This is a genomic window from Undibacterium hunanense (assembly GCF_014284335.1).
GTDB lineage: Bacteria > Pseudomonadota > Gammaproteobacteria > Burkholderiales > Burkholderiaceae_D > Undibacterium > Undibacterium hunanense.
Genome location: NZ_JACOGF010000003.1, coordinates 226,848 through 247,111 on the forward strand (window position 1 = coordinate 226,848; position 20,264 = coordinate 247,111).

Consider the following 20,264-nt stretch of genomic DNA (forward strand, 5'->3'; position numbering starts at 1 on the left):
CAAGCACCAATCAGGTGATGTCATGCAAAAAAACAGCATCACCTGATGTGCCCCGTCATTGCTTTATCTGCGCACCCCGGCTGATTTGTGCTCTGTCCACAAAACCCAATTTGTGCAGCATGACAATTGCCTCATGGGTATTGCCAGCCAGCGCATCTTCCAGTGTATGGGTATCCAGATGCGCATAAAAGACCGACAAAGCCTGATCCAGTATAGTTTTTAGCTGGCAATTGCCACGCAACTCACATGGCGGCGTAGCACAGTCAATCAATGCACTCTCCCCTTCCAGTTCCCTGATCGTTGTACCAAGCCTATAAGTTTTTGCCGGACGCGCCAGCGCCATGCCACCACCTTTACCTCTGGTCGTTATGATCCAGTTTTTTTGTGCCATGAAATGCACCACCTTGACCAGATGATTACGTGAAATCGCAAATTTCGTCGCAATTTCAGTAATCGTCACGGGTTCTTCTCTTTCCTTATGGCTTAGGTACATCAACACGCGCAAGCCAAGGTCGGTAAAGTGAGTTAGTTGCATAAAAATTCTGGAATCAGGGTCAGGTGAAGCATGATAATACAGTTGCCAAAATCCTTGAAAATTAAGCTTCAAGTAATGTCGCCATGAAAACTGACGCCACGTAATCAGGATGGCGATATGGCGTCAATTCCAGTTATTGTACTTATTGCGCTTATTGCACCTAGTGCGCAAATCCCCCACTGCCAAACGCTTCCTTGTGAATGCGGTCGGCTGCCACACCCAGTGCGCGCAGGCTGGTAATCTGCGCCTGCATGAAGGGTATTGGCCCACAGACATAATAATCGGCTTCAGGCAAGATAACCTCATTTGCAACGGCTTGCAGGTTCAGGCGGCCACTGTAATCAAAGTCCACTGATGGCCGATCATTTACCCTTGGTGACTCATAGTAAATCATCGATTTTACATGCGCATGTGCCCCGGTCAGTTCACGTACATGATGTTTGAATGCATGTACGCCACCGTGCCGGCAGGCATGTAAAAAGCGGACTTGTCGCGATGTCTTGTTATGCAGCAAATGCTCCAGCATGGCCATCTTGGGCGTTACCCCTACACCGGCGCTGATCAGTACCACAGGCGTCTCACGGTCTTCATGCAAGACATAATCACCCATAGGTGGTGCCAGATCCAGTATCGCTCCCTCATGCAGGTCACGATGCAATACATTCGAGACCAGTCCGGCCGGCTTATTCTCTATTCCGGCTTCCCGTTTGACGGAAATACGCAGGCATTCACCGCCCGGTGCCGCGGACAGACTGTACTGACGCGGTTGCATGATGCCCAGTTCCGGCACGAACACCTTGACTGACACATATTGCCCCGGGCGATATGCCGGCACTTTGCCACCGTCAGCCGGACGCAAATAGAAAGAGGTGATTTCTTCACTTTCTGCAATTTTCTGGCTGATGACAAAGCTGCGCCAGCCTGTCCAGCCGCCTTGGAGAGCTGCGGCCTGTGTATAGATGGCAGCTTCCTGGGCAATCAATATATCAGCCAGTTGCCCATAGGCGGCAGCCCAGGCAGCGATCAGCTCATCCGAGGCCGCATCGCCCAGCACTTCCTTGATTGATGCCAGCAAATGCTTGCCTACGATAGGATAGTGCTCTGCCCGGATACCTACGCTGACATGCTTGTTTGCGACCAGCGTCAGTACTGGCATCAATACCATGGGGTTGTCGATATGCTCCGCATACGCCAGCACAGCCATTGCCAGCGCCTGCTGCTGGTTGCCGGATTGCTGATTACCCTGATTAAAGACAGGTTTTAATTCGGGATTGTGTTCAAACATGCGTGCGTAAAAATGACGCGTCAGCGTGACACCGTGTTCTTTCAGAACCGGGACGGTGGCTTTAACCAGCTCACGAGTGGAAATATCCAGCATAAAATCCTCATTAAATGTATTTTAAATACATATTTAAAGTTAAAAAAATGATGCGAAACCGCAAAGAAATCATCTTTCAAGATTTCCTGTCAACATCATAATCCACTTAACATGCATTTACAATACATGTTAAGTGGATTTTTCCTATCAGGACTTATGCAAAACTACGCCAACTGCAGCTATGGCGCGCCCGTCACTGCAATAAACGACTATGGCGTGGCAATTTGGCGGTCAGATAATCCAACTGATCAGCAATCACGTTCCTGCCACTCAAAATGAAGTGTTCAAAACGACAGGGAGCATACGGTACATAAATCAATGGTCTGAAGTCATGTACCAGCTTACTGCCCTTGTTCTGATTGCAGATACGGCACGCAGTAACACAGTTTTCCCACACGTCCTTACCGCCTCGAGAACGTGCCAGCACGTGATCACGAGACAGTTCGTGGTAAAGAAATTTCTCACCACAATAGGCGCAAATATACTTGTCACGTGCATATAACAGACGATTACCATCGCCCAGCGGGATTTGATGTCGGCTATTCTTCGACATACGTTCACTATTACGTATGGAAATGATGGGACGAACGACGATTTTTGACTGTTCGCCATCCTTGTTATAGCCCCCACGCAGCATCAGCACCTGATCGCCGATGTCCCATGCTACCTTTTGGGCAGCATAATGGGTCGCGGCATCATTTTGACTGATCCAGTCGTATGGTATTCCTGCTATGTCTAAAACCAGTATTTGTTGCATACATCACCTGTTTCTTTGGGATGTTTTCAATTTGGGAAGACGGGGACTGACTCTTACATTGTAGCGACTAATTGCAATCATCGTATAAAGCTTTTCGGGCAAGCGTTCCTCACACCTCGCTAGCAATGTAGTGAAATACAAAATGGCGCAGCGCTCACCAGCCAAGGTGACAACAAACAAAAATCGTGAGGTATTTTCATTTGCCATACGCTGCATAAATGATCGCTGACGAATGCGTCGAGCTTGTTTTAAATCGCTTCCATTACAGGAATGCGTGTTGATAAAGAGCCTGGTGCCGGATTCGAACCGGCGAACAACAGTTTTGCAGACTGCGCCTTTTGACCTCTCAGGAAACCAGGCAGAGATTTTCATTGACGAAACGCATGTGGGAAGTGCGTTTGATCATGCACATATGGAATCGACAGCATCACAGCCTGCGTTTTTTCCACGCATAGCTGGAATCTGTTTCAGCTACGCCGGCCAGGCCGACAGAATCCGGGTTTTCAGATGACATGGTGACATGGCATATCGCCAGGCCATTGCGCTGTTTTGTGCGCAAGGCTTCTGCAAAGTGCAGCGCCTGCGTCATTTCATTACGGCCAAATTCTTTAGAGTTAGCCAGTCGTTGACCATCAACAACGATGGTCCAATAAATCGTAAACATAATTTTTCTTCTTTTATTATTATTTTATTTTTTCTTCAAATTCAGTAACTTTCCGCCTTGGTGCAAGCACAAGAAATACTGATGGTGGATCGCCCAGGAATCGAACCTGGCCAGCCTAAGCAACTGTTTTACAGACAGCCCCGCGTCCATAGCGGAATATCAATCCATTTTTTGTTGGATGACATAGCGTCATCCTTGAGTTGTGCAACACGGCGATATGCCATGCGCAGGTTGAGATGTCGTCTCCGTTCATGATCCTGTTACATGGATCACGAACCGAGATTTCATCATTACATCTTCCCAAATTGTTAAAGAATCCCGTGTTATCCGGTGTTTTCCGGCACGACCGCCATGCGGCGGGTTCTATTGCTGGGTCTCTGTGAATTGAGACCATTTAAAAATCAAGAAAAAAGCCCGGTGCTTTTCAGGCATCCGGGCTTTTCAGCTTGTGTATCATGAAGCGGGCTTTTGCCTGCCTCCATAATGTCAAGGGTTACCCCCTCGGATGTCAATCATACGTGTCCAGTAGTAGCCATAATCTTGATAGCCATGTTCGCCAGAGCACGTAAAAACTGGGAGTGCGCAGCCAGCATCTGTAGCAGCCTGGATATCAGTGATTGCTGTAATCTGTGCAACCGCTTTTACCGCACCGGCTACACTCGCGGCATTGCGCATACTGGCAGGAAGCAAACTGGCCAGCCCATTCAACAACAGCCCTGCCCGCGCTGCGAGGCGCAAGTTTGATAAAGATGCTGGTTGAGAAGTGGTTTTCACGATCATTTCCGTTCAGTTTTAAAAAATGCCTTTTGTTTCAGTGATTAAATCTTGCCACAGGTTTTTTCAACAAGCAAGCCTTTTAATGAATATTTTCTTCTTAATATGACGATTTATATTTTAAAAAGACGATTTACACACCTGTATGTTGCATTTACACCTACGCATATGCAGACCTTATACTGAATTCCTTCACTCTCAAGCTTTTGTTAAACGCCTGGCCAGCGCCTTCACCTCTAAGCGCAACTGCTGCGGTTTATGAATCACAAATTCAAATGGCAGGGCTGCCAATTGCCTTGCCAGCCAGTCGAGGTCATCCGACTGGTTATGCAGTAATACGCCATCACTACACTGTTCCAGCACACCTATCGCATCAGACAAATGAGCGCCTGCTGTGTACATGTCCGTTTTCAGTAATACCTCGGTACTGAATGCGCGCGGTAACGTCGCCACCGCCTTGCGTAAATGCTGGACCACGTTAAACCTTGCAGGACGTTCAAAATGCGTATCCAGGACCCGCACACTCAATATACGATCCAGCCGGAAGCTGCGGATATCCTTACGCAGATGACAAAACCCGACTGCATACCAGCAAGCAGCATGAAACGCCACGCCATACGTATCAAAATCCCGGTTGCTGGCATTACCGTCGGCGGCGCGATATTCCAGATGCACCCTCAGTTGTTGCATGACAGCTTCACTCAAACTGCCCAGGACTTGCTGGTCTGCGGGTTTGGTTGATGGCACCAGATCCAGTTGCACCACCTCTTCCAGTGCCTGTAGCTTTCGTTTCAATTTATCTGGCAATAGCCGCTGCAGTTTTGCCAGACTGCTGGCAATTGCCGGCGCTGCATCCACCAGACCCAATCTGCGGGCAGCCAATAAACCTGTGGTCAGTGCCAGGGCCTCGTCATCACTGAACATCATGGGTGGTAATTTAAAACCTGGCATCAAGGCATAGCCACCGTAACGACCGCGTTCAGTCATCACAGGGATACCCATTTCTTCCAGTGTGACGATATAACGCCGCAGGCTACGTCTGTCGATATTCAGCATATCTGCCAATTCGGCACCACCAAGACGGCCATGCGCCTGCAATAGCTCAAGCACTGCCAGAACACGTGTGGTCGGATGATAAATGGAAGACATGCTGCAAGTATAAACATTAATTAGGATTAATTTCGTCCTATATTAACAATAAGATGCTCAAAGGTGCTCATTCGGCACCGTAATGCCACACATACAAGGAACATCATGTCCACATCGACCAACACGACAGGCGCAGCTGATTTTGATTTCTTCATAGGTAACTGGAAAGTAAAACATCGCCGCCTGAAAGAAAGACTGGCCCAATGCCAGGATTGGCTGGAATTTACCGGCACCACATCCACCATCAAGATCATGGGTGGTGCTGGTAATTTTGATGACAACCAGTTGAACATGCCAGACACGCCCTACTGTGCCGCCACGCTGCGCAGTTTTGATGCAAGCAGCGGCACCTGGTCCATCTGGTGGCTGGATGCCCGTTACCCCGGTCACCTCGACACACCGATGCGCGGCCGCTTTCAAAACGGCATCGGTGAATTTTATGCCGACGACACATTTGCTGGCCAGCCCATACGCGTACGTTTTTTATGGACCCTGCCAGCACCCGACATGCCACGCTGGGAACAGGCATTTTCACCTGATGGTGGCAGTACCTGGGAAACTAACTGGGTGATGGATTTTGAGCGTCAGCGAGAATGATTGGAATTCACTCATGACAGCATCTGAGCAGGTTCACACAACGGCCACATTTTATGTCAGTGCCCGGGCACGCATGGCTTGAAAGATTTTTATTACGGATCGTCTTCCTATTTCATCAACTCGATTTCAGAAGTATCATTTATTTTTGTTGTCGCAGATTTCACTACCCAGTAACCGGATTCGACTTTAAGTGTAGTGTACACAAGTAATTCACGTGAATGCCCTTTTGAAGCAATGGCAAAGAAGGCTGATCCACTTTTATTGCCATTGTTATTGTTCATTTCCAGAGAGATGCCGTCCCTCCAGTACAAATGAACTGATTCAACAGGCTCCCCCATCAACCCCGACAATTCTTGCGAGGCCAGTAAAAAGGTTTTAGCCGTCTGAAATGCGTCGCTTTGAATCAATAAAAAATTAATCAAAAAGGGTATTAACGCCCCTACTGCAACAACCAAGACAATGATCAGCTTAATTTCATTTGAAATTTTTATTTTTCGCACTTGCACTCACCTTCCATGAGTTCTGTCGCACCACAGAAATACCAGTGCTTTTATTTTATGCCGCTTCAAATACTAGCTCATTTCAACAGTCAAGTGCCATTGGCAGCAAAAAACCAATCTGCTTGACTGATCCCTCTTGCCATCCCAGTCAAAATCGGTTAAAGTTTTTCCATGCACGCAACTCCTCATCCCTTGCTAAACACGAACTCATGCGCTATTGATGCCGCATTTGCTGTCGTGTACGCGGTTGTGCTGCCTGTTGTTTCCATCTGCGACATTTCCATTATTCGAATTATTCCGGGTCGTTAAGCTACGGCGTATGCCGGTGCCTGGCGGCCCTTCAGCACATCATTGTTCTGATGTCTTGAACCTGCGCACGTTCGCAATTTGTTCACGATTTTTCTGCTGATTTCCATACTGGAGTTTTTATGTCCCATGTCGCTACAGGCAGGCCTGTGCACGCCTCTGCATCCTTGCCATCCACGGTTTTAAATACCCAAAGAAATGACTACCCCTATCCTTCCCTGTCAGATATACGCCAGACGGCTGCCAAATTATCGCAACAGGTTTTACATACGCCCGTCTGGAAATGGCAGACCGGTACGGCCCTGAACAAACTGGAACCCGACACCGAAGTCTGGCTCAAGCTGGAGCTGTTTCAAAAAACCGGCACCTTCAAACTGCGTGGTGCACTGAATTGTATTTCTGCACTGGATGCTGCCGCACGTCAGCGTGGTGTGGTGGCGGTCAGTGCCGGCAATCATGCCATGGCAGTTGCGTATGCAGCCAAACTTGCGGGTGTGTCTTGCAAGGTCGTTTTGCCAAAAAACGCCAGCCCTACCCGTATCAATGCCTGTCGCCACGACGGCGCAGAAGTAATACTTGAAGCAGACATGCACCGGGCATTTGCTTTGGGGCAGCGCATCGTTGAAGAAGAACAGCGCACCATGATCCATCCCTATGACGGCCCCCTGACTGCCCTGGGCACGGCAACGGTGGGGCTGGAATTGATGCAACAGGTGGTGCAGCTGGATGCGGTCATTGTTCCTGTTGGTGGTGGCGGTTTGTGTGCAGGTATTGCCTCTGCCGTCAAACAGCTGGCACCGCATTGCGCTGTTTATGGAGTGGAGCCTTACGGGGCGGATGCCATGTACCGCAGCTTTCAGTCAGGGCTGCCTGAAAAACTGTCTGTGGTTGACAGTATTGCCGACAGTCTGTGCGCCCCGTATGCCATGGATTACAGTTTCAGGGTATGCCAGCGCTTTGTGGATGAAATAGTCAGGGTCAGCGATGATGAAATCTGCGCTGCGATGTCGGATCTCTACCATGATGTCAAACTGGTTGCAGAACCCGCTGCGGCAGTCGCCACGGCCGGATTGTTTGGCCCATTGCGACAAAGACTGGCGGGCAAGCGGGTAGCGATTATCGTTTGTGGCTCCAACGTAGATCCGACCAGGTATGCAGAATTGCTGGCCAGGGCAGACGCATCAACGCAGGCACTGGCTGCCTGAGTAAGTGAGCGAGTGAGTGAGGCGACAACACTTTACAACAAGCCTCATATATGAAAGCTCACAATGCCCTACAATAGAGTTTCTTTCAGGTATGGGGTATTCGGGCGGTATTGAGCTTGTTTCCAGACACCTGCCCACTGCATCACCAAGAACGGAACCGGTATGGACCAAGGCTGGCTGACAGAATTTTTGCATCAACACAGCAATTTGATGGTGTTTGTTAACGTCTTGCTGCAACAATTGGGCCTGCCTGTGCCTGCTGTGCCCACTATGATGCTGAATGCCAGTCAGGTAACTGAAATAGAGCAACTGGCCGTTTTGCTGCTGGCAGCAGTCACCGCATCACTGATTGCAGATCTGGTCTGGTATCAGGCTGGCAAAAGCTTCGGCTACAAGGTCTTGAAATTTTTGTGCAAGATGTCGATTAACCCGGGTTCATGCGTGAACCAGACAGAAGCCAGGTTTGTGCGCTGGGGCGTGTGGTCACTGGTGGTTGGCAAGTTTATTCCTGGCTTTTCTACCGTGGCACCACCAGTAGCGGGGGCATTGGGCATGCCACGTGCGTCTTTCATGCTGGCTTCTGCCGTCGGTGCAGCTTTATGGGCAGGCATGGCCTTGCTGGCTGGCTTTGCCTTGCAAGCGCAAATCGGTATCGCTCTGGCATTTTTATCCATGCATGGTATCCGTATTATCGCAGTGTTTATCGGCTTGCTGCTGTGCTGGCTGGCCTGGAAGTTCTGGCAGAAAAAGCGTTTTGAAAAACTGGCATCCATCCCGCATTTCAGTCCGGCAGAGTTGGCTGATACCATCAAAAGAAACAGCATGCCGCGCATTATTGACTTGCGCAGCCCTGCACTGATTGCTGAAACCGGCGTCATACCACATGCCACTGTCAGTGAAATGAAACAGGTCGGTCTGGCAGCCAATGGATGGCCACAGCATGAAATGGTGATCACCATTTGCGCTTGCCCCGGCGATGCCGCTGCAGTCCATGCCGCACACACCCTGAGGCAACTCGGCTTTCAGGATGTCAGGCCATTTGCCGGTGGTTTTGATGCCTGGCGCGAATTGGCCATTCAACATCCGGCGCTGCTGATCAAATCCTGAGCAAATCCTGATTAAGGTCAGATTCAGGTCTGATTCAGGTCTGATCAAGGCAAGAAAAATTCAGGCCTTGCCCAACAAGGCCTGCAAGGCCGTGACCAGATGATCAAACGTCGTCTTGTAACGCTGGCTTGAACGCAGGTCTTCATGCATGACAACCCAGACAGGCAGATCGATCTGAAATTCTGCTGCCAGCACCCGTTGCAGTTGAGGATGCTGGCTTGCCAGCCCAACCTGGCAAATACCGATACCATAGCCTTTACGTATGGCGGCCAATTGCACTACGTCGCTATCTGCTCTCAAAGAGAAATCAGCGCGCTGCATAAACGGGAAACGTTTTTGAAAAGCCCTTATATACGGCAATTCCCGGTCAAAGCCGATCAAACTATGCCCTTTCAGGGCCTGCATGTCTGTCGGCGCACCGTGGCGCGCAAGATAATCTGCATGGGCAAAGAAACCCAGATCGATAGTTCCAGCACGACGGGCGATCAATGCATCCTGCAAGGGCTCCGTCATACGCACGGCAATATCGGCATCGCGCTTGAGCAAATCCTGAGTCAGGTTGGATATCTGTAGCTCCATGCTCAGATCAGGGCAAGTTTGCCGCAAGTCTGCCAGGATGGCGGGCAATATTTCCACCCCCATGACTTCTGATGCCGTGATGCGTACAGTACCACGTACTTCATTCGCTTCTGCTGAGACGCTACGCAGCAAGGCGCTTTCAGTCGCCCGCAAGCTTTCTGCATAAGGTTTGAGCGCGAGCGCGGCAATGGTGGGTGACAAGCCAGACTGGTTGCGTACAAACAGGCTGGTTCCTAAAGCCTGTTCCAGCGCCTCAATCTGCCGCCCTACCGTTGGCTGCGTCAGACCCAGGGCACGCGCCGCACCTGATAACGACCCTTCTTCCAGCACCGCCAGAGCGGTACGGTAATAGTCCCAATGAATATTTTTATCATCCATACAAAAATGTATATCACCTATGCAGTTTTAGAGAATTGTATATAGCCTGACGAAGATACACAATGACTACATCAACTTACCGACAAGGAGTATCAAAATGAACCAGCAAACATCAGGTCACATCCAAAACAACAAACAGGCACTGGTTTTAGGTGCAACCGGCGGCATAGGTGGCGAAGTGGCACGTCTGTTGATGCAACGCGGCTGGCAGGTGACAAGCCTGCATCGCCACCCTGAACAAGTAAAGGATAAAACTGCGGCCCATATCTGGCTGACCGGTGATGTGATGGTGCAAGAAGATGTCATGCGCGCAGCAGATGGGAAATCTATCATCGTTCATGCAGTCAACCCACCCGGATACCGCGACTGGGAAAAACTGGTGCTGCCGATGATGGACAACACCATCGCTGCAGCAAAAGCCTGCGGTGCTCGCATAGTGTTACCTGGCACCGTGTATAACTTTGGCCCGGATTCCTTTCCGCTGATTGCAGAAAACGCCTCACAATTCCCGATTACAAAAAAAGGAAAAATTCGGGTTGAAATGGAACATCGTCTGCGCCTGGCCGCCAGCCAGGGTGTCAAATCCCTTATCGTCAGAGCTGGTGATTTTTTTGGACCCAAAGCAGCCAATAACTGGTTTTCACAAGGGCTGGTGACACCGGGTAAAGCAGTAAATGTCGTCCGTTACCCCGGTAGTGCCGGCATGGGGCATCAATGGGCTTACCTGCCGGATGTGGCAGAAACCATGGTACGCCTGCTGGAACGTGAAAGCGAACTGGATAATTTTGCCCGCTTCCACATGGAAGGACATTGGGATCATGACGGTCAGCAGATGGTAGCTGCGATAGGTCGTGTTACTGCGCAACCGGCATTGAAGGCAAGCTGGTTCCCCTGGCCCTTGTTTTACTTGCTGGCGCCGTTTCAGCAAACCTTTAAAGAAATGCTGGAGATGCGTTACCTGTGGCGTACGCCAGTCAAACTGTCGAACCAGGCATTGCTGGATTTTTTAGGTGAAGAACCACGCACACCTCTCGATGTGACAGTGCGTTCCAGTCTGGCTGGCCTGGGTTGCATGAGTCATGATGCAGCCTACGAATCAGGTATTCCAGATACGCGGAATTATAGCGTCACGCCCAATCACAACAGGGCGTAAATGCTGCCACACCAGTTGCAGCCAATGCCGGGCAACTTCGCTGGAGTTGCCCAGGTAGCGTGCAACAATGACGGACTTCATTTGCGTAACACCACAGAGTGCATCTGCTTCACGTACAGACAACAAGGCTGCTGTTTGCTCACGCAAGACCTGCAATTGTTCGCCAGACAGCATGGCACCAGAAGCCAGTACCATCGCCGACACCGATTTGCCGTTCAGGCCCAAGGGGCTATGCATGGCAGAACTACCACCTCGCAGGCTACCCTGCTCATGCCAGATCATCTTGCCGTCGCGATAAATGCTGCAATGTTGCCCGATCTTGCCGCTGTTATAGGTTTCGCCAGAGGCAGTACGGCCAAAGCAATAAATATCTGCCGTAATCAGCTTCGCATCTGCCGCCAGATGTATTGTCTGGTGCAAATCGACACAGGCGTCGTCAAAAAAGATGGTTTCCTGCGGTAGCCATTCGAGCCTGGCACCAGCATCAAGTTTCAGACTGATATGTTGTTCTGATGTATAACCGTTACTGCGATACCATTTGGCCGCACCTGGCGTCGTCACCAGTGCATGGGTATCAGCAGCCAGATTGACAGCTATCTTTAACTGGTCGCCCCCCACCACACCACCCGGTGGATGGATAATGATGGCATGGCACACTGCATCCCCTTCAGGATACAGTGGTTTTTGCACACGTAGAGGGCCGCTGTGTTTACGCTCCGTCAGGCGCGTAACATCTGCATCCCTGCTAAAACCCAGTTGCAGGCTGGCCTGCCAGTGTGATTTGGTAGTGTTTGAAGGTAGTACCGGACTGCAGACATCCATATTCAGCTAGCGATAGATAAAAACTGCACTATACCGCCAGATGCCGCTTGACGTCATCACCATCCATCAATTCCTGCCCACCACTGGCCACCACTTCACCGCGCGACAGTACAACAAAATGATCAGCCAGTTCTCGGGCAAAATCAAAATACTGTTCACACAACAAGATGCCGATGTCACCACGTTCACGCAACAAACGGATGACGCGACCGATGTCCTTGATGATGGAAGGCTGTATGCCTTCAGTAGGTTCATCAAGGATGATGAGTTTGGGCTCAGCCAGCAAGGCACGGGCAATGGCAAGCTGTTGCTGCTGCCCCCCGGACAAATCACCGCCGCGCCTGTGCAACATTTCTTTCAGTACGGGGAAAAGTTGATATACCTCATCCTTGATCTTGCCGGCCTTGCGTGCTGGCAGATTGGCCATGCCCATGAGCAGGTTTTCTTCTACGGTCAGGCGCGCAAAAATCTCACGGCCTTGCGGCACATAGGCAATCCCCGCCCGGGCTCTGTCATGCGGCGACAGTTTATTGATCTCATGGCCTTCAAAAGTGACGGTGCCTTCAGTAACAGGCAATACACCCATCAGACATTTCAGCAGACTGGTTTTACCAACGCCATTACGACCAAGCAGAGCCATGCATTCGCCCTTTTTAAGCGAAAGTGAAATGCCACGCAAGGTATGGCTGGAACCGTAATGCTGGTGCAATTGTTTGACTTCAAGCATGCTTGGCTTTCATTAGCGTCCTTAGCGTCCCAGATAGACTTCGATGACACGTTCATCGGCCTGCACTTGCGCCATCGTACCTTCGGCAAGTACAGACCCCTCATGCAATACCGTGACCTTGCCCTGCTGAGCAATTTCAGTAACGAAACCCATATCATGTTCGACCACCATGATGGAATGCTTGCCACGCAATTCATTGAGCAATTCGGCGGTACGCGCAGTTTCTGCATCCGACATGCCGGCCACCGGTTCATCCAACAAGATCAGTTGTGGTTCCTGCATCAGCAACATGCCGATTTCCAGCCACTGTTTTTGACCATGTGACAACAGGCCAGCCGGTCTGTTCTCTTGTCCATTCAGGCGTATCAATTGCAGGATGGCAGCTATCTTGTCTTTCTGTTCGCTGTTTAAACGGGCAAACAGCGTGGTCTTGACACGCTTGTCCATTTTCATGGCCAGTTCAAGATTTTCGAAGACACTATGCTGCTCGAACACTGTCGGGCGCTGGAACTTGCGACCTATGCCGGCATGGGCAATATCGACTTCGCTCATGCGTGTCAGGTCCATGGTCTGACCAAAAAACGCTGTGCCGGAAGTGGGCCGGGTTTTGCCGGTGATCACATCCATCATCGTCGTTTTACCGGCTCCATTGGGGCCAATAATGCAACGCAGTTCTCCCACCGAGATATCCAGGTTCAGATTATTGATGGCCTTAAAACCGTCAAATGAAACGACAATATCTTCCAGATAAAGGATAGCACCGTGGGTGGTATCCACGCCTTCCGGCTTGATGCGGCCATATGACACGCCCTGATCACCGGTTGCACTATCGTATTGCTGTCCTGGTCGCAAGACGCCACTCATCATATAAGAAGTCATACTGGCTCCCGCTGTTTTTTGAGCTTGCTCACCAGGCCCAGGACACCTTGCTGCATAAACAAGGTCACCAATATGAACAGCAAGCCCAATGCATACAACCACAGGTCGGGAAAGGCCGCGGTGAACCAGCTCTTCAGACCATTGACAGTGAATGCACCGATGATAGGGCCCAACAAGGTACCGCGTCCACCGACTGCCGCCCAGATCACCATTTCTATCGAATTGGCTGGTGACATTTCAGACGGGTTGATGATGCCCACCTGGGGCACATACAAGGCACCGGCAATACCGCAAAGTATGGCAGACAGCGTCCAGACAAACAGCTTGAACCACAAAGGGTTATAACCGATGAACATCAGGCGTGATTCAGAATCACGTACCGCCTGCAACACGCGCCCCAGCTTGGACGTGACTATCCAGCGACACAAAAACAGGGCCGACAGCAAAATCAGCAAGGTGATCAGATACAGCGCAGCCTTGGTGCCGGGCGCAGTAATGGTAAAACCCAGAATGCGCTTGAAGTCCGTAAAACCGTTATTGCCACCAAAGCCGGTGTTATTACGAAAGAACAGCAACATGAAGGCAAATGTCATCGCCTGGGTGATGATAGAGAAATACACCCCCTTAATGCGGGAACGGAAAGCAAAGAAACCAAAGATAAAGGCCAGCACGCCAGGTACCAGTACCACCAGCGCCATGCAATACCAGAAGCTGTCGGTCATGGACCAATACCAGGGATAGGTTTTCCAGTCCAGGAAGACCATGAAGTCAGGCAGATTACTTTGATAAACGCCCTCACGGCCAATCGCACGCATCAGGTACATGCCATGGGCATAGGCACCCAGCGCGAAAAATACGCCATGCCCCAAAGACAGAATGCCGGTATAACCCCATACCAGGTCAAGCGCCAGTGCCGCCAGGGCATAACACATGAACTTGCCGACCAGGGCTATCGTATAGCTGGAAATATGCAGAGCGTGTCCAGCAGGGAAACTCAGGTTAAGGATGGGCAGCAACACGGCAATCACTGCGCAAATTACAATGCCAGTCCAGGCAGGCCTGGAAAACAGGCCCTTCATTGTCGTCATGGTTGAGTTCATTCTACGCTCCTGCCTTTGAGCGCAAACAAGCCTTGCGGTCTGCGTTGTATGAAAACGATGATGAATACCAGGATGACGATCTTTGCCATAACCGCCCCGGCGACAGGCTCCAGAAATTTGTTGACTTCACCCAAACCGAAAGCAGCGATCACGGTACCCGCCAGTTGCCCTACTCCGCCCAGCACTACCACCATAAAAGAATCGACGATATAGTTTTGCCCCAGATCAGGGCCAACATTACCCAATTGCGACAGGGCCACACCACCCAGACCTGCTATACCTGAACCCAAGCCAAAAGTCAGCATATCGATCTTGCCGGTAGCCACGCCCACACAGTCAGCCATACGGCGATTTTGCGTCACGGCACGCACGAACAAACCGAGCCGGGTCTTGTTCAGTAATAACCAGACTGCAAATACGACGAACAGGGCAAAGAAAATAATGATGATACGGTTATACGACAGCACCAGCGAACCCAGCACCGTGATACCACCCGACATCCAGGCCGGATTAGCGACTTCGACATTTTGCGCACCAAAAATGGAACGCACTGCCTGCATCAATATCAGGCTGATGCCCCAGGTGCACAATAAAGTTTCCAATGGACGGCCATATAACCAGCGTATGACGGTTCTTTCCAGCAAAATACCAACCGCAGCAGACACCAGAAAAGCGGCTGGCAAGGCCAGCAATAAATAAGCATCCAGCGCGCCGGGCATGAACTTGCGGAACAACATCTGGCAGGCATAGGTTGTGTACGCACCTATCATCAGCAATTCGCCATGCGCCATATTGATAATGCCCATCAGCCCAAAGGTAATCGCCAGGCCCAGTGCTGCCAGCAACAGCACACTGCCCAACGACACACCATAAAACAGATTGCCGACAAATTCCATGCGCGCCAGACGGCCATCAATGGCATTCAGGGTATTGGCTGCTTCTACCCGTATGCTGGCATCGGTTTCGTTGTAGCTGCCATCGGGATTTTGTGTCAGCATTTTTTGCAACACAGGTTTCAAATTGGGATTCGGACTATCCAGCAAAGCCTTGACTGCCGCCTTGCGTACTATCGGGTCACTGGCTTGTAGATTCGCCGTTGCAATCAGCATTTGCAGGCGGGATTTGATTTCGCTATCGTTTTCTTTCAGATAGGCTTTATTCAGCAAAGGCAATTGCTCTGGCGTTGCCTCTTTCTCAAGCGCTGTGGCAGCAACCAGACGGGTATTTTTATCCGGTGAAAAGAGCTTCAGTCCTGACAGCGCACTATCGAGTGCGGCACGCAGGCGATTGTTGATGGTGATTGCTTCGGCATCATCCGGCAGTTTCTGCACTTTGCCGCTGGCAAGGTCTTTGGCCTGCTCACCTTCAACCATATAAACAGCGACATCCTTGACGAATAGTTGTTCATTTTTGAGCGCCGTCAATACTTCCACAGCCTCTTCATTACCCATGGCAGCGATGGAATTGACAGCAACAATGCGGGCATCGGGATCATCCCCGGACAGTGCCTGCAAGAGCTTGCCATCAATAGCTGCGTGCGCACCCAGGCTGAACACGAGCAAGACAATGCTCGCGCAGATTTTACGAAATGTCATAGGCAACCAGGTCAAGAATGGAAAAATTCCGGAACGGCACTCAAGGCAACAGCCATGCTGACCAGCTATTCAGCCAGCCAGATAACTACATCACACCCTGAGTGCCTGCATCATTCCTTCAATTACAGTTTTTGCTTGCCTTCATTGCCCGGGATGTATGGGCTCCATGGCTGGGCACGAATCGGTGCCTTGGTTTTGTAGACCACGCTGAACTGACCGTCAGCCTTGATCTCACCTATCATGACTGGCTTGTGCAAGTGATGATTGGTTTTATCCATCGTCAGTTCAAAACCGGATGGCGCCTTGAAAGTCTGTCCACCCATGGCGGCGATGACCTTGTCAGTATCTGTGGACTTGGCTTTTTCAACAGCCTGTTTCCACATGTAGATACCGACATAAGTCGCTTCCATAGGATCGTTGGTGACGACTGTGGCTGCATTAGGCAATTTTTTTGCGACAGCATAGTCTTTCCATTTCTTAATGAATTCAGTATTCACTGGATTTTTCACAGACTGGAAGTAGTTCCATGCGGCCAGATGGCCAACCAGCGGTTTGGCATCCACCCCGCGCAATTCTTCTTCACCAACTGAGAATGCAACGACAGGCACATCAGTTGCCTTCAGACCGGCATTGCCGAGTTCTTTATAGAACGGTACGTTGGAATCACCATTGATGGTGGAAATGACGGCAGTTTTGCCACCAGCCGCAAATTTCTTGATGTTGGCTACGATGGTCTGGTAATCGGAATGACCGAATGGTGTATAGACTTCATCGATATCGGTATCCTTGACGCCCTTGCTATGCAGGAAGGCACGCAGGATTTTGTTGGTCGTGCGTGGATACACATAGTCTGTGCCCAGCAAGACGAAGCGCTTGGCGCCGCCGCCTTCTTTCGACATCAGGTATTCAGTGGCAGGAATGGCTTGTTGATTTGGCGCTGCGCCTGTGTAGAAAACGTTTTTCTCGAGCTCTTCACCTTCGTACTGAACTGGGTAAAACAACAGACTGTTGAGTTCCTTGAAGACCGGCAGTACGGATTTACGTGATACGGATGTCCAGCAACCGAATACAACGGATACTTTGTCCTGCGATACCAGTTGACGGGCTTTTTCGGCAAACAGTGGCCAGTTGGATGCCGGATCAACGATCACCGCTTCCAGCTTTTTGCCCATGACACCACCTTTGGCATTGATTTCATCGATCGTCATCAGGGCTACATCTTTCAAGGATGTCTCCGAGATTGCCATAGTGCCAGACAGGGAATGCAGAATGCCGACCTTGATGGTATCGGCGGCCTGTGCCTGCGAGATCCAGCCAGATGCGGCCAAAGTCATTGCGGCAAGTGCAGTTGCTTTCAAAACAGTACGACGTGACATGTTTTCTCCTGGTAGTAGTGAGGTCATGGAACAAAAAACTGCAAGCTTCCCACTACAGATAGCAGATAACGTGCCAACTACCGCATCGCAACAAAGTCACTCAACAAGCTGATTGAAGCCAGATATAAATAATCAATTAAGCAATCAAACACCTCGCCAGTCCTTGAATAATCGACTGGTTCAACAAATTCACCAAATGGTTGCAGCACTATAAAAACTACCCGAATTGGTGAAAATGATTACTCCATAAATTTTCAAATAATAAACTCCACTTTTTGGTGCATGGCCGCTCTTAAATTGTGCAAAAAGCAGCATTGTCTGAAATGCCCGATTTCTCCAGGTTTGTCGCCTGACTTTTGACCATGCTGTTTGTCACACGCCAGAGATCAGATCCGCAATTTCTTTTGCTTTGGTCTGCAACAAAAAATGCGGTGCGTCAAACTCATACAATTTTACGGATGGCAAGATTTTTTCTATCTCCTTATAAGCAGACACCGGCACTAACCGGTCTTGCGTGGCGTGTAAATACAGCACGGGTACCTTAATGGCGGACAATTTCTGCCTCACATCAACCAGCAGGACACTGCGCATTCTGGCTCTTAATACAGCAGGCGAAACAGCCATAATTGCGTGAACAAGCAACTGACGCAATTCTGTCGTTGAAAATTTACCCAGCAATAAATGACTTAACAAGGCTGAAGGCGCCATCTGTACCGGCAAGCAGGGAAGGAAATATCTCAGACCTGAAAATAAAGCATGGGGATTACGCGCAAAACTTGCACACAGTATTAATGCACGCAAGCCAGGCGGTTGACTGGCAGCAATAGAGACGGCAATCGGTCCGGAAAACGATTCGCCAAGCAATATGTACTCCTCATCCACCGGCAAATAACTACGTGCCACCGCTTCCAGCGCCGCATAATCCAGTACCTGATCGACTGGGTACGTGACCACAAGCAATTTGCATCTGTCATTGAGTGCCTTGTGCAGAGGCGCATAAAGTGTCCCGGTACCGTCCATGCCGGGTAAAAGTACTATCGTCGTCATGTCAGTATTTGTTAGCAATGAAATAAATACAATCAATGCATTTTTGGATAGCCTGTGATTTGCTGTATCTCTTTATACAGGGGCTGTAGACGCGCATACATTTTTTGGTACACGCGATGGTAAAGCTCATTGTAGATCTGATGGTGGTGCGCAATCGGCTCGAAGGTTTTGCCTATGCGTGTCATTTCCTTGATGGCGACATCAAAACTGGGATGCAGGCCCAGACCGACTGCGGCATCAATTGCAGCACCCAGCCCAGAGGTTTCATAGACATGCGGGCGCGAGGTTGGCAAACCAAAAATGTCAGCGGTGAGTTGCATTGCCGCATCACTCTGTGATCCGCCACCAGAAATGCGCAGTTCTGTAATGGCGACGCCACTGCGCTTTTCTATGCGTTCTTTCCCCTCCCGCAAGGCGTAAGCCAGCCCTTCCAGTATGGCGCGATACATATGGGCACGCGTGTGCACGTCTCCAAAACCAATGATGGCACCCTTGGCTTCTGCCCCAGGTATCTTGATGCCGGGCGACCAGTAAGGTTGCAGCATCAGGCCCATGGAACCTGGCGGTACGGCATTCACCAGCGCATCAAACAAGGCTTCGGGCGCTACACCTTGTTCTGTTGCCTGTAATTGTTCGTGATGACCGAATTGTTCCTTGAACCAGTTGACCATCCAGTAGCCCCGAAAAATCTGTACTTCGGTGCTATAGAAATGAGGAATCGCAGCCGGATAAGGCGGAATGAAAGGCGTGACCTCCAGATATTTCTTGCTGGTGGTGTTGATGGTAGCAGTCGTACCGTAGCTAAGGCAGCCTATATTCGGTTGCTGGCAACCGGCACCAATGACTTCGCAAGCCTTGTCGGCAGCAGCAGCCAGCAAAGGCGTGCCAGCCAGTATGCCAGTTGCGGCGGCAGCCGCTTCGGTAATATGACCCATGACGGTGCCAGGCGCAACCAGCTCGGGCAAGGTTTCTCGCCTGACGGCCAGTGCCTGCCATTTCCAGTCCAGCTTGCCTGCCCATTTCAGGGCTTTATAGTCAAAGGGAATATAGCCAACTTGTGAGCCTGCTGAATCGATAAAATTGCCACACAGACGATGATTCAGGTAGCCTGACAGCATGAGGTATTTATCGGTCTTGTCCCAGATGTCTGGTTGATGCGCCTTGATCCAGTTGGCCTCGGCTTCACCCCGGAAGAAATTGATGGTGCTGGCAACACCGGCAATTTTAAAAGCAGTTAGCCACAAGGGATTAACGGCCGGTACCACATCGGTACGTCGTTGATCCAGCCAGGTAATCGCCGGACGCAAGGGCTGCCCCTGTTTGTTCAGATTGATGACCGTGCCGCGTTGCGTAGTGACTGCCACCCCAAGCACACTGCCCGGCGTGATGCCTGGTATTTGCCACAGGCGCTGGCAGGCAGTGCATACCGCCTGCCAATAATCTTCGGGATGATGTTCGGCCCAACCAGGCTGTACCGAAAAATAGGCTTCCAGCGGAACCTGCGATTTGGCAACAATATTACCGCGCAAATCAAACAGGATGGCCCTGACGCTTTGGGTGCCGTTGTCTATGGCTAAAATGGTTTGTCCGGACATTGATATCCTGTGTTGATGTCAGCAATATTTTAAATATTGTC

The 20,264-nt window shown here is 50.4% G+C and carries 20 protein-coding genes and 2 tRNA genes; 4 read left to right on the top strand and 18 right to left on the bottom strand.

The features are described 5' to 3' along the window. Positions 1-55: 55 nt before the first annotated feature. From H8L32_RS07070 to H8L32_RS07105, 8 genes are all read right to left on the bottom strand, one after another. Positions 56-535 carry an Rrf2 family transcriptional regulator gene (locus H8L32_RS07070; RefSeq protein WP_186946467.1) on the bottom strand — a complete coding sequence of 160 codons (480 nt, stop codon included), beginning with the start codon at positions 533-535 and terminating at the stop codon, positions 56-58. 160 nt (positions 536-695) lie between these two features. Then, positions 696-1,913: an NO-inducible flavohemoprotein gene (hmpA, locus tag H8L32_RS07075; protein WP_186946468.1), complete on the bottom strand. Its 1,218-nt coding sequence runs from the start codon at positions 1,911-1,913 to the stop codon at positions 696-698. A gap of 193 nt (positions 1,914-2,106) precedes the next feature. Next, positions 2,107-2,670 (bottom strand): HNH endonuclease, encoded by a 564-nt coding sequence (locus tag H8L32_RS07080; RefSeq protein ID WP_186946469.1) that lies wholly within the window; start codon positions 2,668-2,670, stop codon positions 2,107-2,109. 286 nt (positions 2,671-2,956) lie between these two features. Continuing rightward, positions 2,957-3,030, bottom strand: a tRNA-Cys gene (locus H8L32_RS07085). A 67-nt stretch (positions 3,031-3,097) separates the two neighbouring features. Then, positions 3,098-3,334, bottom strand: a complete 237-nt coding sequence (locus H8L32_RS07090; protein WP_186946470.1) for a hypothetical protein — start codon at positions 3,332-3,334, stop codon at positions 3,098-3,100. Between the two features lie 82 nt (positions 3,335-3,416). Continuing rightward, positions 3,417-3,500, bottom strand: a tRNA-Tyr gene (locus H8L32_RS07095). 320 nt (positions 3,501-3,820) lie between these two features. Continuing rightward, positions 3,821-4,108 carry a hypothetical protein gene (locus H8L32_RS07100; protein WP_186946471.1) on the bottom strand — a complete coding sequence of 96 codons (288 nt, stop codon included), beginning with the start codon at positions 4,106-4,108 and terminating at the stop codon, positions 3,821-3,823. 198 nt (positions 4,109-4,306) lie between these two features. Continuing rightward, positions 4,307-5,257 (bottom strand): helix-turn-helix transcriptional regulator, encoded by a 951-nt coding sequence (locus tag H8L32_RS07105; protein ID WP_222619263.1) that lies wholly within the window; start codon positions 5,255-5,257, stop codon positions 4,307-4,309. Between the two features lie 105 nt (positions 5,258-5,362). On the opposite strand from H8L32_RS07105, the gene H8L32_RS07110 reads away from it, so the two are divergent. Beyond that, entirely contained in the window at positions 5,363-5,854 is a 492-nt protein-coding gene (locus tag H8L32_RS07110) for a DUF1579 domain-containing protein (RefSeq protein ID WP_186946472.1), read from the top strand. Positions 5,855-5,961: 107 nt separating this feature from the next. Here H8L32_RS07110 and H8L32_RS07115 read toward each other — a convergent pair whose 3' ends face one another. Next, on the bottom strand, positions 5,962-6,354 hold the full coding sequence (locus H8L32_RS07115) for a hypothetical protein (RefSeq protein WP_186946473.1): 393 nt from the start codon (positions 6,352-6,354) through the stop codon (positions 5,962-5,964). A 428-nt stretch (positions 6,355-6,782) separates the two neighbouring features. Here H8L32_RS07115 and H8L32_RS07120 point away from each other — a divergent pair, with 428 nt between their 5' ends. Both H8L32_RS07120 and H8L32_RS07125 read left to right on the top strand, forming a co-directional pair. Continuing rightward, positions 6,783-7,865, top strand: a complete 1,083-nt coding sequence (locus tag H8L32_RS07120) for a threonine ammonia-lyase (protein WP_186946474.1) — start codon at positions 6,783-6,785, stop codon at positions 7,863-7,865. A gap of 162 nt (positions 7,866-8,027) precedes the next feature. After that, on the top strand, positions 8,028-8,972 hold the full coding sequence (locus tag H8L32_RS07125) for a VTT domain-containing protein (protein WP_186946475.1): 945 nt from the start codon (positions 8,028-8,030) through the stop codon (positions 8,970-8,972). Between the two features lie 60 nt (positions 8,973-9,032). Here H8L32_RS07125 and H8L32_RS07130 read toward each other — a convergent pair whose 3' ends face one another. Continuing rightward, on the bottom strand, positions 9,033-9,929 hold the full coding sequence (locus tag H8L32_RS07130) for a LysR family transcriptional regulator (protein ID WP_186946476.1): 897 nt from the start codon (positions 9,927-9,929) through the stop codon (positions 9,033-9,035). 97 nt (positions 9,930-10,026) lie between these two features. Between H8L32_RS07130 and H8L32_RS07135 the strand changes: the two genes are divergently transcribed. Beyond that, positions 10,027-11,082 (top strand): NAD-dependent epimerase/dehydratase family protein, encoded by a 1,056-nt coding sequence (locus H8L32_RS07135; RefSeq protein WP_186946477.1) that lies wholly within the window; start codon positions 10,027-10,029, stop codon positions 11,080-11,082. On the opposite strand, the gene H8L32_RS07140 is transcribed toward H8L32_RS07135, so the two are convergent. From H8L32_RS07140 to H8L32_RS07175, 8 genes are all read right to left on the bottom strand, one after another. After that, positions 11,026-11,904, bottom strand: coding sequence for an urease accessory protein UreD (locus tag H8L32_RS07140; RefSeq protein WP_186946478.1), 879 nt, complete (start codon positions 11,902-11,904; stop codon positions 11,026-11,028). The genes H8L32_RS07135 and H8L32_RS07140 overlap by 57 nt on opposite strands. A gap of 28 nt (positions 11,905-11,932) precedes the next feature. Beyond that, complete coding sequence (gene urtE / locus H8L32_RS07145) at positions 11,933-12,631, bottom strand: urea ABC transporter ATP-binding subunit UrtE (protein WP_186946479.1); 699 nt, start codon at positions 12,629-12,631, stop codon at positions 11,933-11,935. 21 nt (positions 12,632-12,652) lie between these two features. Beyond that, positions 12,653-13,495: an urea ABC transporter ATP-binding protein UrtD gene (urtD, locus tag H8L32_RS07150; RefSeq protein WP_186946785.1), complete on the bottom strand. Its 843-nt coding sequence runs from the start codon at positions 13,493-13,495 to the stop codon at positions 12,653-12,655. 11 nt (positions 13,496-13,506) lie between these two features. Continuing rightward, the gene (gene urtC / locus H8L32_RS07155) at positions 13,507-14,610 is read right to left on the bottom strand and encodes an urea ABC transporter permease subunit UrtC (RefSeq protein WP_230412106.1); all 1,104 of its coding nucleotides are present in this window, start codon (positions 14,608-14,610) and stop codon (positions 13,507-13,509) included. Beyond that, the gene (gene urtB, locus H8L32_RS07160) at positions 14,607-16,205 is read right to left on the bottom strand and encodes an urea ABC transporter permease subunit UrtB (RefSeq protein WP_186946480.1); all 1,599 of its coding nucleotides are present in this window, start codon (positions 16,203-16,205) and stop codon (positions 14,607-14,609) included. The genes urtC and urtB overlap by 4 nt, the downstream gene beginning before the upstream one ends. 122 nt (positions 16,206-16,327) lie before the next feature. After that, complete coding sequence (gene urtA / locus H8L32_RS07165) at positions 16,328-17,581, bottom strand: urea ABC transporter substrate-binding protein (protein WP_186946481.1); 1,254 nt, start codon at positions 17,579-17,581, stop codon at positions 16,328-16,330. Between the two features lie 372 nt (positions 17,582-17,953). Then, positions 17,954-18,628: an alpha/beta fold hydrolase gene (locus H8L32_RS07170; protein WP_186946482.1), complete on the bottom strand. Its 675-nt coding sequence runs from the start codon at positions 18,626-18,628 to the stop codon at positions 17,954-17,956. Positions 18,629-18,660: 32 nt separating this feature from the next. Then, complete coding sequence (locus H8L32_RS07175; RefSeq protein WP_186946483.1) at positions 18,661-20,223, bottom strand: FGGY-family carbohydrate kinase; 1,563 nt, start codon at positions 20,221-20,223, stop codon at positions 18,661-18,663. Positions 20,224-20,264: the final 41 nt, after the last annotated feature.